Here is a 17,169-nt window from a genome sequence, read left to right on the forward strand (position 1 = left end):
GGGAGTGGGGAGTGGGGAGTGGCTAATTACTTTTCACAACTAAATTGAAGGAATTTAAATAGCCGGTAATGGTTTTAGCTAAGGTGCGCTGTTGTTTTTTACTGGTGATGGCCATGACTTGATACAAACGACCATTGAGAACATACATTCTATTTCTGGTAATTTTGCCGCCAGTATTCACATATTCAATTTCTTTGCCGGGAATGCCGCTATAAGTACGTACTTGACCCTGCCTAATTAAATTACTTCTGGTAGTTTTTAAGGCCATATCCCTGGCGTTATTCAGTATTACTTCGGGGTCTGTGATTTCACCGTAACTGTAAGGAAAATCATTGTAAACAACCAAATATGCTACTTGCTGCTTTGGGGGTTCAGCAACAAACATTTCTAAGTTAATCTCCCCCATGTAGGTTTTTTGGATTTGGGTATCTTTTTCTGGCTGTCCTGGCATTAAGACGGTAAAGCCTCCGTCTGGTGCGGTGTATACCTGCCATTTTGGTTGTACTACTGGAGTTTCTGGTGGAGTTTGGGGTTTTTCGGCTGCTAGAAGGGGAGAACCGCTAGAGATGAGAGTGGCGGTGAGGAGTGGGAATAAATATTTAAAAGTCATAATTTTAGCGATTACGGATGCTGTTATTACCGATGCTATTGGTTATAGCCTAGCCGCACTTAAAGCTGCACCAATTAGCCCCACTTGTTGGTTGAGAATTATATACACGGGGATATCTTCGAGAAGTGGACGCATTCTACCTTTTTGGCTGAAGTTGAGGAGAAAACTGCCGTTTTGTAGCAGGGTTTGAATTTTGGGTGCAATCCCACCGGCAATATATAAACCACCAGAGGGTAAGAGTTTCAGGGCGAGGTTGCCGGCTTCTGCGCCGTAAATGTCTACAAATAATTTTAAGGTTTGAACAGAAAGGCGATCGCTTCCATCCAGTGCGGCGGCTCCAATAGTAGCCCCAGGATCAACGCTTTTTTCCGGCTGTCCGGCTTCCTGTTCCCAGGTTCTGACTACTTGGGCGATTTCTGGGGATTCGCTGGAGATTTTTCTGTCTCGCAAAAATTGATAAATGGCGACAATTCCCTGTCCCGAAACTACCCTTTCCACAGACACACGCTGGATATCATGTTTATCTAACAGGTATTTCAATAGCTGAAATTCTAACTCGCTGCGGGGAGCAAAATCAGCGTGTCCACCTTCTGAGGGAAACACTTGATAATGATTACCCTGTTTAATTAAAAATCCTTGTCCTAAACCAGTTCCCGCCCCAATTACCGCAATGGGTGCTTCTGGTTGGTGTTTCCCGACTTGCAAAGTTAGCAAATCTGATTTAGTTAACCCCAAAATCCCGTAACCCACAGCCGCAAAGTCATTAATTAGGGAGATAGAATTAATGCCCAATTCTTGTTTTAAACGGTCAGTATCGAGAAACCAGGTTAAATTGGTGAGCTTGGCTGTATTATTGACCACGGGTCCGGCGATCGCAAAACAAGCTTTTTCTGGTGTACCTACATTCGCCTTAGCCAGAAATTGCTGTACCAACGGCACTAAATCCCCAAAATCTCCACTTTTGTAAGTCTCCTCATTCAGCGTGTTTAACTCTAGCGAGTCTGATGCTTCCACCAACCGCAAGATAGTTTTTGTACCGCCGATGTCTCCTGCTAATAACAAAGTCATACAATTTTAGATTTTAGATTTTAGATTTTGGATTTTGGTTCAACCCACAGATAAATCTAGTACAAGTCGGCGTAAATAAACAGACCATTGAAAATCAATGAAAAGCCTGAAAAGCCTATTTTCTGTAGAGTCAACCCAGGATGCAGCGAGTTATTATTTAAGCAAATCGAATCACTTCCTCTATATCTGTCAAATGGGAAGTATCTCCCTTTAGTTCTAGCAACCATTGATCATCTTGACGCACCACTTTCACTAAAGAACATAAAGAAGCCTTAACTTCTGCATTAGCAATATCTCCTACTAGCCCGATTGCTCCCCCTAAGACAGATGCACCATGTCCGACCAGCAAAATATCTTGGGGATAGTATTCACTAGCTAAGGCGATCGCCGTTTCTCCAGAACGTCGCTCCACCTCTGCGTAAGTTTCGGGATATTCAGCAGTAAAACGGGGTGTGTAACTAGGATCAATTCTGGGGAATAATGCAGTTAACTCTGGAATTGACATTCTTTCTGGTGCTTCCGTCATCCAGTCTGGATTTAGCCACTCACTCAGACCTGTTTCTAGTTTAATGGGTAAGTCTAAAACTTCTGCCACGGCGTTGGCGGTTTGGACAGTTCGCAGAAATGGAGAAGTGAAAATATGAGCAATTTTCTCTGTTTCCAAGCGTTTCGCTAACTGCTGGGTTTGCACCACACCATCATCAGACAAGGGTGGATCATAACGTTTTTCGGCGGTGAGAAACCAATCAGGGTTAACAAAATCGAGGCGGTTAGCGTGTCTGGCAATCCAAACTATTTGATTCATGGGATAATTCGGTATATTTCCCCTGGGGTACAAGAAATATTACCACGCCTGAGCGAGCGATTTTAAATACTCTTAGGACTTACACAAGGACTCTCTGAAACCCTCTTGACTTCTCCCAAGGGGAGACGCTAACGCGGTAAGCGCAGCTATGCCGAAGGCTTTACGTGTCCTTTGTGGTTCGTTTTTCATAATTTTGCGTAAGTCCTGTACTCTGATGGTGAGGAGCTATGATCTCAATCCAGCATTTAGAGGATAATTATTATTAAGTGCCAGCAAAAGACTTCATTCACGAAACCGTAAAAGAGGCAATTATCAAAGACGGTTGGGAAATTACCAACGATCCCTATGTTATTTCCTATGGTGAGCGTTTTTTATTTGTTGATCTTGGCGCAAGCAGCTTTATTGGAATCCGACAGGGAAATAAAAATTTAGCTATTGAAATTAAGCAATTTCGCAGTCAATCTCAAATAGCTGATTTAGAGCAAGCTATTGGTCAATATACGCTATATCGCTTGTTACTTAATCAAGTCGATCCAGAACGTGACCTTTATCTGGCTGTCTCTGAAGCTACTTACAGCGATATATTTACTGAGCCAATTGGAAAACTAGTGATCGCTGACTTACCTTTAAAGCTAATTGTTGTAAATTTGGAGAAAAAGGAAGTAAGTCAATGGATACCATCACGACCTATCGAGAAATCATCAAACAGGTAATTAGTGATTACGCCAAACTACGCCCATCCCACGGGAACATTCGCTTAGATAGCATCTTTGACGAAATGAGCGATCGCTATGCTCTCATGCAGGTAGGTTGGGATAAAGGGCGGCGAGTGCGTGGCAACCTGATCTATATAATTATCGAAAATGGGAAAGTAATAATTGAATACGATGGCATGGAATGCGGAATTACTCAAGACTTCGTTAAAAAAGGTATTCCAGAGAGTGATATCATACTGGCTTTCCTACCGGAGGCGCGGAATCTTTCCATTGCTTGAACAAAGGATTATACTGAATTTAGTTGTACTTTTATTGACTATAGCTTTATTCATTTTACCATCCTCTAAACTCAATTCTCCTCCTCGAACCTAAACTGCTGCATAAAACGGCGGTCAATCATATCTTTCCAGCACCAGAAGAGTTGATGCGGTGGTGAAGTAAAAATTCCTTTAGTTGCGATCGCCCGTTTGTCACCAGTACCAATTAAACTCAGATATTGTCGCTGTGGTTGATAGTCTTTCAGGGGCTGACCTAATAAAGCTCTTTGTAAATTCTCAAACAATGGCTGACCTTGGCGCACCGCAAACACCCCAGCTTTCGGACGCGGATGATTTACCATAGTCGCAATATCACCCGCAGCAAATACCTCTGGGTGACTTTGAGATTGTAATGTATCTTTGACTAAAATAAATCCCGCCTCATCAGTAACCAGTCCTGTGGTTTTCAACCATTGGGGTGCTGATGCTTGAGTTACCCAAAATATTTTATCGCACTCTAGCAATAACCCAGATTCACATTTAACCGCAAATCTTTCTCCAGTTTCTGCAAGTTCACAGACACTTTCCCCTAAATGCAAATTGATACCACGATTTATTAAAATCTGCTGAAATTGATTCTGCACTGATTTATGATAGTTGGGCAACAGTTGATCCTGACGCTGGAATAAATGAATTTGTAACCTTTCAATTGGTTGCTGATGTTGTTGCAAAATCCTCTGTAAATGGGTTTGCATTGACAGCGCTAACTCCACACCCCCAGCACCACCACCCACAATTGCTAAACTCATGGGTTTCTCCGGATTTTTGGCAACTTTTTCTAGTAGTTGCTCCCAATGTTGCAATAATTTTGGTACTGGTTTCGCCGTAATTGCATATTCCGTGGCTCCTGATACAGATATGGTGCTAGGAGTGCTGCCAATATCAATAGAAAGAAGATCAAAGTTGATAGCTGGATGGTTATTACAAATCACTTGCTGATTTTTTAAATCCAGTCCCACTGCTCGGTCAATATATAAATTTGCTTGAGCAAAGTTAGCCAATTTTAGTAAATTGATGTGACATTCTTCATGTCTATAAAATCCGGCGATGTGTCCTGGTAACATCCCCGAATATGGTGTATCTAACTCTGGGCTAATCAAAGTTAAACGTACTTCTGGTAAAGGATTAATGGCGAATTTTCGCAACACAATAGCATGGGTATGTCCACCACCAATTAAGACTAAATCTTTAATCATAGGTCAGTTATCAGTTATCAGTTATCAGTTGTCAGTTAAGAAATAAAATTTAGAGGCTGTTTGAAAAGTCTTATTGTCGGTAACAAAACATTCTAGATCCCCCTAAATCTCCCTTTTCCAGGCTAGGGGGGATCATTACGTGCCTAAAATCACAGCCGAACACTTTTAAAATAAACCTCTTAGGGGAAACATCTGACTAAATAGGCATAATAAATGTTCAATATTTACTGATTTCAAATATTTTATCTCTACTAAAATTTTAGTAACCACACAGAATCAAATTGTCCCATTATTTCCAAGCTATTTTTTCCATAATTGTGATGTTTACTTTTATTTTTACCTAAAAAATCACTAAATTTACTAATGATTAATTTTTTATCCATCAGCACAATAAGTAATAGTTAAATTCTGTATATATATATGTTGATGGCAATTATTAATACTTTGCAAATATTTGAAAAATTAACACGATACTTAGATGATCATCCGATATCCTTAACAAACTTCATCCCTGGGATATTTGTTGATAAATTAAAATCACTCCAGTTGAGCTTTCAGTCAGGAGAGGAGTATTTATTTAGAGTTAGAAAAAATCTAAATGATCAGCATATCGAGAATAGACTAGCAGCAATTCATGATTTAGCGAAGTTTTCTCAAGCATATCCCAAATATCAAGGGGAAATTATGATGATTCTCAGTAATTTTGTTCAAAATCATCATGCTGATATTAATGGAGATGAATTTAATCCCCATTCTTTACCGAGAATTTCTGAAGATTTGCAAGTAGCCCTAACTGTAATTGGGAGAAGGGATACGAATCATGATCAGGAAGGGGAACAAATAGATTTAAGCTGTACAGATATAAGCGGGGCTAATCTCTATCAGGCTAATTTAAAGTCATCAAATCTTTATCAAGTGAATTTGACTGGGGCGAATCTGACTGGGGCGAATCTGGCTGGGGCTATTCTGACTGGGGCGAATCTGACTGGGGCGAATTTACAGGGTGCAAATCTGGCTGGTGCTATTCTCTGTGCGGCGAATCTGACTGGGGCGAATCTGACTGGGGCGAATCTGACTGGGGCGAATCTATATCTAGCAAATCTACAGGGAGCGACTCTGAATGATGCTATGCTGCAAGGGGCAAATTTCCGAGAAGCTAAATTTGTCTGATTTTGAGTTTTTGAAATTGCTGCGATGTTTGTGAACAAAGACTTAATTGTTGTGCGATCGCTTCACTGTTATATTTGATGCCATCCTGTCGATAAAAATCAGATTAATTAACTCGGCTGATATATGTTCAAAAATTATAGATTGTGGGGCATATTCAAATTTTCAGCTAAATGATATACTAATTTCTCCTAAACCCTAAGTAATAATTCTGTGTTGTGAGAAATATTACTGCTATGTCTGCTTATAAGACAGACAAATTCTGGCGTTGGTTGATAGCTATAACAGTTATATTTTTGCTCTCACTGACTCTGATTGTTTTTGCATCGTCGTACATTGAGGAATTGACAGTTGATCAACGGATACAATATAGAGTTCATGTCTTAATCGCCAGTGCTATAGTTTTTCTCGGTTTGGCAGTGTTGATTAATGCTTACTATGCAGCCAAGCGTGTGGATGCTATGTCCAAAAATGCGATCGCAGCTGAGAAAAGCAACGCCATCAACAATCAAAATTCCCAAATCGGTGAAGATAAATTGATTGTAGAACGTTTTATGGGGGCGATTACCCAATTGGGTCATGAAAAAATCGAAACCCGAACAGGCGCAATTTACATTCTGGAACGAGTTGCACAGGATTCGCCCAAAGAACACTGGACAATTATGGAAATCCTCGCCGCTTTTATCAGGGAAAATGCTCCGGTTCCCATAGAAGAAGATCAACAAAGGCGAGAAAATTTACAGTTCATCGGGAAGGTACGTCGCAGACACCCAGAAGAAATGAATGCTGGCGAAGTATTACCTCAACTGCGTCGGGATATTCAAGCGGCCTTAACTGTCATCGGTAGGCGAAATTCGCTGTTAGAAGAGGAAAATCAAAAACTGGATTTACGGAATACCGACATCCGGCGAGCCGATTTGCTAGAAGCTAACCTGGAAAGAGCCGATTTGCGCGGTTCTAATCTCTCTGGCGCTAACTTGCGAAGTTCTTTACTCTGTGAGGCTAATCTCGATGGGGCGAAACTAACTGGCTCTATTCTTTATGAAGCCAACTTACACAAAGCTAGTCTAAATCGAGCTAATTTATGTTGGACAAACATGAATCAAGCTAACCTGACTGGGGTAAATTTACGAGCAGCGAACCTTTTGGGTGCAAGTCTGCGTGCAGCTAACCTCTCTGGTGCTAACCTTTATAAGGCCAACTTGCAACAGGCGGTATTAAAAGTTGCCAACCTGAGTGGAGCTAAGTTGTTTCTGGCTAACTTGCAATGGGCTAAGTTGGGTAAAGCAAATCTGCAATTTGCTGGCCTGATTGGAGCCAACTTGAATGGCGCTAATTTGAATGGCGCTAATTTGAATGGCGCTAATTTGAATGCGGCGAAATTGCAAGAAACAGAAATCATTTTTGCGGATCTCACCGCCTCTAGTTTTGCGGAGGCCGACTTAGAAAGAGCGAATCTCATGGGGTCAGATTTGCATCAGGCTAACCTTTTTCAAGCTAATCTGTCTGGGATTAACCTGATGGGAAGTAACCTTTTGGATGCTAACTTTTGTGATGTCAAATTGGAAGGGGCAATTTTGACCGGGGCAAAAAATATGGAGTTAAAACAAATTACGATGGCTTTAGGCGATCGCACAACTCGTCTTCCTGATTATTTAGAAGCTCCAGTCGATTGGCGACAATCTGGGTAACCGCAGTATCAATTATTCGGGTGCATCTTCACCATTTTTAATATAGGACTTGTATTTTATTTTTGTGGTCTTAGCCTGGGCTATGGGCTGTAGATCTCGGTATCACAAAGCTTTTTCCTCACTCCCCACCTACACAAATAAGGGAGTCACTAAGGTCGAGTCTCGCAAATAGTGTGTTCGTCATCACTGTTGATTGTGACTTAAGTCAAGTTTTAACTTAACTCAATATGCTAACTTTCTAAAAACATTCCCACTATGATCTAGCGATTATGTCAAGTTAATGGACAAATTTCTACTACATACGAGATATATTTCAGGTAATTAAGTCACTTAATATACTCGTACTGCTTGAAGATAAATTTTATTTTAAATAATATTTCCCTTTTTATGAGGATTTCAACTCAGGTTTATTTAGTTTCCATAGAAACAGAATAACTATGAAGAGAAACCCGGTAATCACCTATGAAATTCAGGATTGATAGATGAGCCAACAATTACTCAATCAAAAGCCAATAGCAAAAAAGCGATCGCTAATAAACGGCACTTTTATCAAAAAAATTTTATACCCAGAACGTCCTCAACTCCAACGCAGGAGTATATCCTAATATGAGCGGATATGATCAGGGAAAAACAGATGCGGTTGAGGCTGAAGTCTACTTGCAGCAAGCAATTCAGTATGTCCCTGTAGAGGTCGCCATCTTCGATCTGCAAATCCATTATCTTTGGGTCAGTAGCAGATTCCTAGAAGAATATCACCTCAGTCATGAAATTATTGGGCGCTCCCACTACGAAGTTTTTCCCCATGTTACCGAACATTGCCGGCAGATTCATCAGAAATGTTTAACCGGAGCAATTGAGGAACGCCACGAAGACCCTTATATTAAATCAGATGGAACGACCCAATGGGTCAGCTGGCTAGTCCGCCCTTGGTATCAACCAAGCGGTGAGATCGGTGGTATCATCATGTACAGTGAAAATATCACACAGCGCAAACAAACAGAAATCGCACTCCGCCACAGCGAAGAACGTTACAAATCTCTGATCACCGCTAGCTCTCAAATAGTTTGGACAGTTCCGGCTGATGGTATTCCCATATACGAGAATACTAGCTGGGGAGAATTTACAGGGCAAACACCGGAAGAATCTCAAGGTATAGGATCTTTGTCCGCCATTCATCCAGGCGATCGAAAATTCGCCCTCGCCACCTGGAAAAAAGCAATCAGCACTGGCACTCCCTGTAAAATGGAATACCGTCTCAGAAAACATGATGGGGAATACCGCTATATGCTAGCCCGGTCTGTTCCTGTATTAGAAACAGATAGCAGTGTCAGAGAATGGGTCGGCACTTGTACGGATATTCACGAACGCAAAGAAGCACTAGCAGCATTGGAAAAACGCAACACATTGTTGCAGTCTATTTTGGCAGGTACACCAGACCTGATCCTCGCTAAAGATTTACACGGGCGTTATGTCACCATTAACTCCAATGCAGCTAATTTTCTGGGCAAACCCATCGAGGAGATCATTGGTAAAAATGACTTGGAACTATTTGCGCCAGAAATAGCCGATGAAATCGTCGCCAAAGACCAGCAAATTCTCTCCACAGGCATTAGTGAAACTTACGAAGAAGATGTTCCCTATAATAACGTGATTCGCAACTGTATCACCACCAAGGTTCCTTGGCTGGATTCCAATGGTAAGATTACTGGTTTAATTGGGATAGTACGAGACGTTACAGACCGCAAACAAGCAGAAATAGCTCTGAATCAAGCTAAAGAAGCCGCAGAAACAGCAAGTCACGCCAAAAGCGAATTTCTCGCCAATATGAGCCATGAATTGCGGACTCCCCTCAATGGTATTCTCGGCTATGCTCAAATCTTGCAGCGATCGCCCAACTTAGATTCCCAACAGCGATCGCGTATTGATATAATTTACAAATGCGGTTCCCACTTACTGACTCTAATTAACGACATCCTAGACTTGTCGAAAATCGAAGCTCAGAAAGTAGAATTAATGCCCACCGATTTTCATTTTCCGGCATTTCTGGAAAGTGTAGCCGAAATGTGCCGCATTCGCGCAGAAATTAAACATATTGAATTCCATTATCACATAACAGCCGAATTACCCATTGGCATTCGTGCTGATGAAAAACGCCTCCGGCAAGTATTAATTAACCTGTTGAGCAATGCCATCAAATTCACCGATGTCGGCAGTGTTACCTTTACTGTTAACTATACCTCAGAAGGTAAAATACGCTTTGCAGTCCGTGATACAGGTATTGGTATTGTCCCAGAAAAACTGGAAGTGATTTTTCAACCCTTTGAACAAGCAGGAGACAGTCGGCGACAAACCGAGGGTACTGGCTTGGGATTAGCAATCAGCCAGAAAATTGTCCAATTTATGGATAGTACAATTCAGGTTGAGAGTCAATCAGGAGTTGGCAGTATTTTCTATTTTGATGTCTATTTACCCGCAGCTGATGAGTGGATAAAAACATCTCAAAGGAACGATTATGGCCAAATTATTGGCATCAAAAATTACCAACCTAAAATTCTAGTAGTAGATGATAAATGGGAAAATCGCTCAGTTATAGCTCATTTGCTCATACCTCTTGGCTTTCAAGTCATGGAAGCAGTGGATGGAGACGATGCTTGGTTAAAAATATGGGAATTTCACCCAGACTTAATCATTACTGATTTATTAATGCCAGAACTTGATGGATTTAAGCTCATTCAACGTATTCGTAATTCCGAAGCATTCAAAAATATTGTGATTATTGTTTCCTCAGCCAGCGTATTTGAAACGGAGAAACAGCGCAGTTTAGAAGTAGGAGGTGATGATTTTATCCCCAAACCTTTACAAGCAATAGAACTACTCCATAAATTGGAAGAATATCTACATTTAGAATGGCTTTATAAACAGCAAGAGGATGTCAATGAATCAGATATAAAAACTCATAACTTGGAATTAGTTGCGCCACCTACAGCAGAAATAGCTATCCTTTATGAGTTAGCAATGAAAGGTAACTTTCGGGGAATTACTAAACAGGCAGCATCAATTGCGAAAATGGACGAAAAATATCTCCCTTTTGCTCAAAAATTGCAACAAATGGCCAGAGAATTCCAAGACCAAGAAATTTTGGAACTCATTCAATCTCACCAGTAAATACTAATTATGAATCTTATCAGCGACCAAATTCACACAGTCCTAATTGTTGATGATCATCCTGCAAATTTAAGTGTTTTATCTGATGCTTTAGATGAAGCTGGTTTAGAAGTGTGGGTGGCGAAATCTGGTAAGGTCGCTTTAGAACGGGTGCAATATGCCCTCCCCGATATAATTTTACTGGATGTGATGATGCCAGAAATGGATGGCTTTGAAACCTGTCGTCACTTAAAGGCAAATCCCGCCACTAAAGACATTCCCGTAATTTTTATGACAGCACTTTCTGATACTGCCAATAAAGTTGCCGGATTTACAGCTGGAGCCGTGGATTACATCACCAAGCCTTTTGAACAAGCCGAAGTGTTATCAAGGGTTAAATTACATTTACAGCTATATGATTTAGCTCGGAAATTAGAGCAAAAAAATACTCTTTTAGAAGAGAAAGTTGCCGAAGTTAGTCTAGCAAATAATCAACTGCAAAAAATTCAACTGAAGCTGATTCAGAGTGAGAAACTATCCAGTCTGGGACAAATGGTAGCAGGAATTACCCATGAAATTAATAACCCGGTCAATTTTATTTATGGGAATCTGGTTCATGCTAATGAATATACAAAAGAATTACTTGAACTTGTAGATCTATATCAGGAAGAATATCCCAATACTAGTACAAAAATTCAAGCATATATAAAAGAGTCGAATGTAGATTTTATCAAGGATGATTTATTAAAGCTATTTCAATCAATGAATATGGGCGCAAAACGTATTCATGAAATTATTAAATCTATGCGGACTTTTTCTCGGATGGATGAGAAGAATATGAAAGCTGTCAATATCCATGAGGGAATTGATAGTACACTGACTATTTTGAATTACCGTTTAAAGCCAAAGCCTGAGCATCCAGGAATTGAAATAGTGAAAAATTATAGTAACTTACCATTAGTGGAGTGCTATGCAGGTAGACTTAACCAAGTTTTTATGAATATTTTGGTAAATGCTATTGATGCTTTAGAAGAAGAATATCAAAACCATGATTCCCAGGATATTCCCTATGAACCCAGTCGCATTGAGATTAGTACTAAAATGATGGAGGACAATTGGGTTACTATCCAAATTGCTGATAATGGCCCAGGAATTAGTGAAACTGTGCAAGCAAATTTATTTAATAGCTTTTATACTACCAAACCTGTTGGCAAAGGAACCGGATTAGGTTTGTCTATTAGTCACCAAATTATTGTAGAAGAACATGGTGGGCATATCTCTTGCCAATCTCAACCAGGAAAAGGAACAGAGTTCGTGATTAAAATTCCCATTGAACAGAAGTTTTCCCAACTTCCGGCTAATACTAAAGTACTGACTTCTGGTAATTAGCTGTGATTAAGGTAACCAAAATTCCGGCAAAATCGATTTACCCAAGTTTCGCAAAGTTTGATTGAGCGATCGCCCCATTTTAATATGCTCTTCGTCCTCTTCAACAGCTATAATCTCAGCAGTCTGACCCTGACCTAAATAAGACACCGCTAAATTTGCCGCTTCTAAACCTGTAACATAAGCCTTTTCCTGAGACCAAGAACCGTGACGATTCACAATCCAATCACCACTCATAAACACATTTGCAAAGCTGGTTTTAGCCGGTAACATATAACGGTAGCTCCCAGGAGCAAAGTGGGTAACGGCGTTGGGTAAGCGAATGACACTGCTATTTACTACTTTGGCTGACTTAAATCCTGGTACGCAAGTTGTTAAATAATCCTTGACTTTGGCAATGATTTGTGAATCACTCATACCGAGAAACTGATTAGCATGATAAAAATCAGCTTCAATTACTGTTCCTGGTTGATCTTTATATTCATCATGTAGGGCATTTAAATCAAAAAATGTCCAACCTGTGGTAGCGTCAAAGCCAAAACAAGCATTAGAAGCGCGAGGAACATCAATTTTGCGGTCAAACCATAACCGCGTGGCTAAAACGTCAATTGCTCCTAAATTATTTAAATTGCGGAACTCCTCCCGGCTTTGCAAACTAGGACTATTGGCGACAATTTTCTTCATCCCGGTGACACCCACGGCAAAAATTACCGCATCGGCATCAAATACTCGATCACCGCAAACTACACCCTGGGCGCGATTTTGACTATCAACAATTAAGTCAGTTACAGGGTGGTGGGGTAAAACTTTCGCGCCGGCTTTTTCGATGCGTTCCACCCAAGGGCGAAATATTTTTTCTCCCACGGTTCCCCGACACCAAACCACATCAAAATCAGCTTGATGGGCGAGGATAAAAAAGTAGAGCATTCCTAGTGTGGCGGCGGCTGAACATTGTTCCCCTGGGGCAAATAAGCCGACTAATAACATCGGTTCAAAGGCTTCTTTATAAAGTCGGGCAGAAACGCCAAAATCTTTGAATAATTCACGGGCGGTCACAAAGTCATAACGCCGCCAAGCTGCATCGGAGTTGTCAAAATCTACCACAGAATAAAGTAAAGGCAAGGCGCTGATCCGGTCTATCAACGGTAATCGCTGAAACTTAGTATAAATAAAAGTACCCAGAGGTGAGGGTAATCGCGGTAAATCTTGGAAAATAGGTGATTCTACTTCTAAGCCGACTGGGGAATATTGGGCGGAACGAGTCCAGGTGGTGAAGGGATGAAGTTCTAATTCATTAATGAGGGCAAAAATATTTCTGTAAGGATACCAAAAGCCGTGAATCCCAGCTTCTACAGATTTTTCTCCTGTGGTTTTCCACCCAGCTACTAAGCCTCCAGGGTATGCACCAGCTTCTAAAAGTGTGACATCATATCCTTGTTTGGCTAAATGGTAGGTTGCACCTAAGCCAGCCCAACCAGCACCAACAACAACTACTCGTTTTCCTTGCAACCCTGTCATATTATTCTCCAATTCTTGACATAAAGACGCGATTAATTGCGTTTCTGCTGGGCTGGTATCCAGACAGTGAATATTGAACCGATAGCCACAGTTGATTCTACTTCAATTCGACCGCGATGTAGTTCTACAAGTTGTTTAGTTAAGGCTAAACCAATTCCAGTACCTTCGTAGCGGCGGCGATAGGGTGTATCCAGTTGCTGAAATTTTTCAAACATTAGTGGTAGTTGTTCTTCGGGAATGCCAATTCCTGTATCTTCAATTTGAAAGATGGCGGTATCTTCTTCTACCCAGGTACGCAAGATTACACTACCACCTTCTGGGGTAAACTTGATGGCATTGGTTAATAGGTTCCAGATAATTTGGGTAATTCGCCCCGCATCGGCGGTAAAGCGATCGCATTGAGGAGCGATTTGCAAATCTAGTTGTAGATTAACTTGTTTGCTGGCGGCTTTTTTTAACAGTGACTGAATGCTATTTTTGACTGTATCTGTTAAAGAAAATTCTGTAATATTTAATACGGTTTTCCCGGCTTCAATTTGTGATATATCCAGGATGTCGTTAATTAGTTCTAATAAATGTTCTCCACTATCGTGGATGGTTTGCAGGTAATCTCGTTGGCGTTGACTCAATTCTCCCAAAGGCCAACGTAATAAGGTGGAAGACATCCCGATCACGTAGGTTAAAGGGGTAAGTAATTCGTGGCTAATGGTGGCGAGAAATTCGTTTCTCAGGCGGTTTGCAGCTTCGGCGGCTAATAAAGCTTCTCGCAAGGCCATTGTACGTTCAATCACCCGTTGCTCTAGGGTTTGTTTTTCGGCGGTGAGGGTGAGGGTAGCGGCTTGCAGAGATTGCATTAACTCGGCTTGATGAATGGCGATCGCTAATTGTTGGGCGATCGCAGTTAATAGTGTTTTCTCATTCTCGCTCCATTGTCGGGGAGAATGGGATTGATGAGCAATTAGTAGTCCCCACAGCTTTTTCTCTAAGATAATTGGTGTAACTAACTTGGCTCTAACTTGGCTTTTTCTTAAAAAATTCAGCAAGCATTCTTCCAGAGCATAAGTTTTTTCGACATCATCAACAACTAATGTAAATCCTTGTCGATATTTTTCGCAACAGGGAGAATTACGGTGAAAGCAAGCTGTTTCCTGATAATACAACACGGAGGAAACACCATTTGTAGACCGGGCTTCATGGACAATATAACCCCCAGGATTGTTGACATGATCAGGTGCAAACTTATAAATTACCAGTCTGTCTAATTCCAGAAATTCCCTCACCAGAGCAATTGCTGTAGCCATAATTACTGGCAAGTCTAAGCTTTCGCTAATCTGGGTAGTGACTTGATTTAACAGTCGCTCTCGCTGCACTCTGTTATTTAAGGCATCTTCCACAGGCTGACAATAATTAAATTCCTCAGTAGTGTTAGTTGCAGTTTCCGTAATTCTCTCAATATTTTTAGGTAATAAATGCTCTAATAATAACAGCGTGAATTGGCTTTGGATGTCAGGATTATTCGGTCTGAGGAGCTGAAGAGAGTGTTGCAGATGTTGATGTGTGTCAGAATCACCCTCAAATAAATCTCGCAGTTGGGAAACAAACAAGGCGATCGCCTCCCCATGAAATGTCAAACTAGTATTGAATCCTTTGTACTGTTCCCGCTCACCCTGCTCCGGCTTACCTACCAACAAGGCGCTAAACTGCTCAGAAATCACCAGGGTAAACCTTTGATCCTGCCACTCCACTGGTATATTAATCCTGGCTAATACAGCCTCTGTGACGACCAGAGCAGCACCTCCTACGACTTGAGCCATCTGCTGTAACAATTCCCCAAGTTGATTAAATACAACTAAAGGCAAGTTTCGAGAAAAACTCAAATCAGGAGAACTAAGCATTTTCAATGGTTTATTAATAAGGGGTTTCCAACAAATACATTCACCACATAAACCTTTGGGCTGAGTTGATACCACAGAAGCTCAGAGAACACAGAGAAATCAAGAAGTTGGATTTCAAAGTCCCCCAGTTACTCAATGTTAATGTTGTCTAACCCACAGTTTCAGACAGTAATAATAAAATTATGCATCGGATCAGTGCTACACCAGGCGGATGGAATCAGTCAGAAGATTTAGTTTTTATAGAACAATCTCCAGCTCCTTTTGTATTTATTACTGCTGCGGATACTGACATTCAAACATTAGCAGCAGCCGTTCCCAAATTACCCGAAACATTTCCCGCCATCAGAGTCGCTAGTTTATTGCAGTTACAACAACAAATAAGTATAGATTCTTATGGCGAGGAAGTTTTAGAATCTGCTCAAGTAATTATCTTGCGCCTCTTAGGAGGACGTTCCTATTGGGCTTATGGTTTAGAAGTTGTTCAGGAAATTGTACAACGTCAAGGTACAACTCTGATTGTCATGCCTGGGGACGATGGTATCGATCCAGAATTAATTTCCCAATCTACGTTACCTTTGACTGCTGTTAATCAAGTATTACAGTATTTTCGGGAAGGCGGAGTGGAAAATATTGTTAACGCTCTACAATTTATCTCTGATACTTGTCTGCATACGTCTTTTCAAGCATTACCACCCCAAGAAGTTCCCCGTGTCGGTTTGTATAATCCGGGTAGTGGGAAATTACCACTTCCTCAAGTGGGGATTTTATTTTATCGCGCTCATTATCTATCGGGAAATACTAAAGTCATTGATGCCTTGTGTACCGCTTTGGTGAAGCAGAATTTGCAACCAGTGCCGGTGTTTGTTTCCTCATTGCGTGACCCCGATGTACAAGCAGAGTTGAGTGCATTTTTGCAACCGCCAGACTCAGAGGGTATTGGTGTACTTTTGAATACTACCAGTTTTTCTCTGGCGCGTTTGGAAACCGAAGCCCCCCAGGTTGATTTGTGGCAAAAATTAAATGTGCCAGTATTACAGGTGATTCTCAGTGGCGGAGGTGTAGAGCAGTGGGAATCACAATTACAAGGGCTGTCTCCCCGCGATATGGCGATGAATGTGGCGCTACCAGAGGTAGATGGGCGGATTATTACTCGTGCTGTGTCTTTTAAAAGATTACAAACGCGAAATTCTCAGTTAGAAACGGATGTGATGGTTTATGAACCGGTGAGCGATCGCATTGAGTTTGTAGCTCAACTAGCAGCTAATTGGGTAAACCTCCGCTCTAAGCCCCCCCAGGAGCGCCGCATTGCCCTGATTTTAGCAAATTACCCGAATCGCAACGGTAGGTTAGCCAATGGCGTAGGATTGGACACCCCAGCCAGTTGTGTGGAAATAATTAAAGCTTTACAAGGGGCTGGGTATATGGTGGAAAATTCCCCCATTGATGGAGAGGAATTAATCCAACGTCTCACTGCTGGAGTCACCAATGATCCCGAAGGTCGGGAGTTACGTCCTGTGCAGCAAAGTGTTTCCAGTGAGGATTATCAACAGTATTTTGCCACCTTACCCATAGTTGTACAGCAAGAAATTACCGAAAGGTGGGGAATAGCAGCCTCTTCTCCCCACACCCCCCACACCCCCCACACCTCCCACACCC

At 41.3% G+C, this 17,169-nt stretch carries 14 protein-coding genes; 8 read left to right on the forward strand and 6 right to left on the reverse strand.

Going from position 1 to position 17,169, the window contains the following annotated elements:
- Window positions 1–22: 22 nt before the first annotated feature.
- The 3 genes from VB620_RS15005 to VB620_RS15015 form a co-directional block, all read right to left on the reverse strand.
- Window positions 23–610: a hypothetical protein gene (locus VB620_RS15005; RefSeq protein WP_323196956.1), complete on the reverse strand. Its 588-nt coding sequence runs from the start codon at window positions 608–610 to the stop codon at window positions 23–25.
- Window positions 611–652: 42 nt separating this feature from the next.
- On the reverse strand, window positions 653–1,678 hold the full coding sequence (locus tag VB620_RS15010; protein ID WP_323196957.1) for a glucokinase: 1,026 nt from the start codon (window positions 1,676–1,678) through the stop codon (window positions 653–655).
- Window positions 1,679–1,835: 157 nt separating this feature from the next.
- Window positions 1,836–2,483 carry a histidine phosphatase family protein gene (locus tag VB620_RS15015; RefSeq protein WP_323196958.1) on the reverse strand — a complete coding sequence of 216 codons (648 nt, stop codon included), beginning with the start codon at window positions 2,481–2,483 and terminating at the stop codon, window positions 1,836–1,838.
- A gap of 266 nt (window positions 2,484–2,749) precedes the next feature.
- Here VB620_RS15015 and VB620_RS15020 point away from each other — a divergent pair, with 266 nt between their 5' ends.
- The gene (locus VB620_RS15020; RefSeq protein WP_323196959.1) at window positions 2,750–3,196 is read left to right on the forward strand and encodes a XisH family protein; all 447 of its coding nucleotides are present in this window, start codon (window positions 2,750–2,752) and stop codon (window positions 3,194–3,196) included.
- Entirely contained in the window at window positions 3,154–3,477 is a 324-nt protein-coding gene (locus VB620_RS15025; protein ID WP_323196960.1) for a XisI protein, read from the forward strand. The genes VB620_RS15020 and VB620_RS15025 overlap by 43 nt, the downstream gene beginning before the upstream one ends.
- Before the next feature lie 71 nt (window positions 3,478–3,548).
- Here the strand turns inward: VB620_RS15025 and VB620_RS15030 are convergent, their stop codons facing one another.
- Window positions 3,549–4,712: an FAD-dependent oxidoreductase gene (locus VB620_RS15030; RefSeq protein ID WP_323196961.1), complete on the reverse strand. Its 1,164-nt coding sequence runs from the start codon at window positions 4,710–4,712 to the stop codon at window positions 3,549–3,551.
- A gap of 420 nt (window positions 4,713–5,132) precedes the next feature.
- Between VB620_RS15030 and VB620_RS15035 the strand changes: the two genes are divergently transcribed.
- The 5 genes from VB620_RS15035 (at window position 5,133) to VB620_RS15055 (ending at window position 12,103) form a co-directional block, all read left to right on the forward strand.
- Window positions 5,133–5,882, forward strand: coding sequence for a pentapeptide repeat-containing protein (locus tag VB620_RS15035; RefSeq protein ID WP_323196962.1), 750 nt, complete (start codon window positions 5,133–5,135; stop codon window positions 5,880–5,882).
- 233 nt (window positions 5,883–6,115) lie between these two features.
- Window positions 6,116–7,570 carry a pentapeptide repeat-containing protein gene (locus tag VB620_RS15040; protein ID WP_323196963.1) on the forward strand — a complete coding sequence of 485 codons (1,455 nt, stop codon included), beginning with the start codon at window positions 6,116–6,118 and terminating at the stop codon, window positions 7,568–7,570.
- Between the two features lie 482 nt (window positions 7,571–8,052).
- Window positions 8,053–8,175, forward strand: coding sequence for a hypothetical protein (locus VB620_RS15045; protein ID WP_323196964.1), 123 nt, complete (start codon window positions 8,053–8,055; stop codon window positions 8,173–8,175).
- Window position 8,176: 1 nt separating this feature from the next.
- Window positions 8,177–10,735, forward strand: coding sequence for a PAS domain-containing sensor histidine kinase (locus tag VB620_RS15050; protein ID WP_323196965.1), 2,559 nt, complete (start codon window positions 8,177–8,179; stop codon window positions 10,733–10,735).
- A 9-nt stretch (window positions 10,736–10,744) separates the two neighbouring features.
- Window positions 10,745–12,103, forward strand: coding sequence for a sensor histidine kinase (locus tag VB620_RS15055; protein ID WP_323196966.1), 1,359 nt, complete (start codon window positions 10,745–10,747; stop codon window positions 12,101–12,103).
- Window positions 12,104–12,109: 6 nt separating this feature from the next.
- Here VB620_RS15055 and VB620_RS15060 read toward each other — a convergent pair whose 3' ends face one another.
- On the reverse strand, window positions 12,110–13,618 hold the full coding sequence (locus VB620_RS15060) for a hydroxysqualene dehydroxylase (protein WP_323196967.1): 1,509 nt from the start codon (window positions 13,616–13,618) through the stop codon (window positions 12,110–12,112).
- A 32-nt stretch (window positions 13,619–13,650) separates the two neighbouring features.
- On the reverse strand, window positions 13,651–15,513 hold the full coding sequence (locus VB620_RS15065) for a GAF domain-containing sensor histidine kinase (protein WP_323196968.1): 1,863 nt from the start codon (window positions 15,511–15,513) through the stop codon (window positions 13,651–13,653).
- Between the two features lie 182 nt (window positions 15,514–15,695).
- On the opposite strand from VB620_RS15065, the gene VB620_RS15070 reads away from it, so the two are divergent.
- Window positions 15,696–17,169, forward strand: a 1,474-nt coding sequence (locus VB620_RS15070; protein ID WP_323196969.1) for a cobaltochelatase subunit CobN, incomplete at its 3' end; no start/stop codon positions are given.

The organism is Nodularia harveyana UHCC-0300, from assembly GCF_034931085.1.
GTDB classification, from domain to species: Bacteria; Cyanobacteriota; Cyanobacteriia; order Cyanobacteriales; family Nostocaceae; genus Nodularia; species Nodularia harveyana.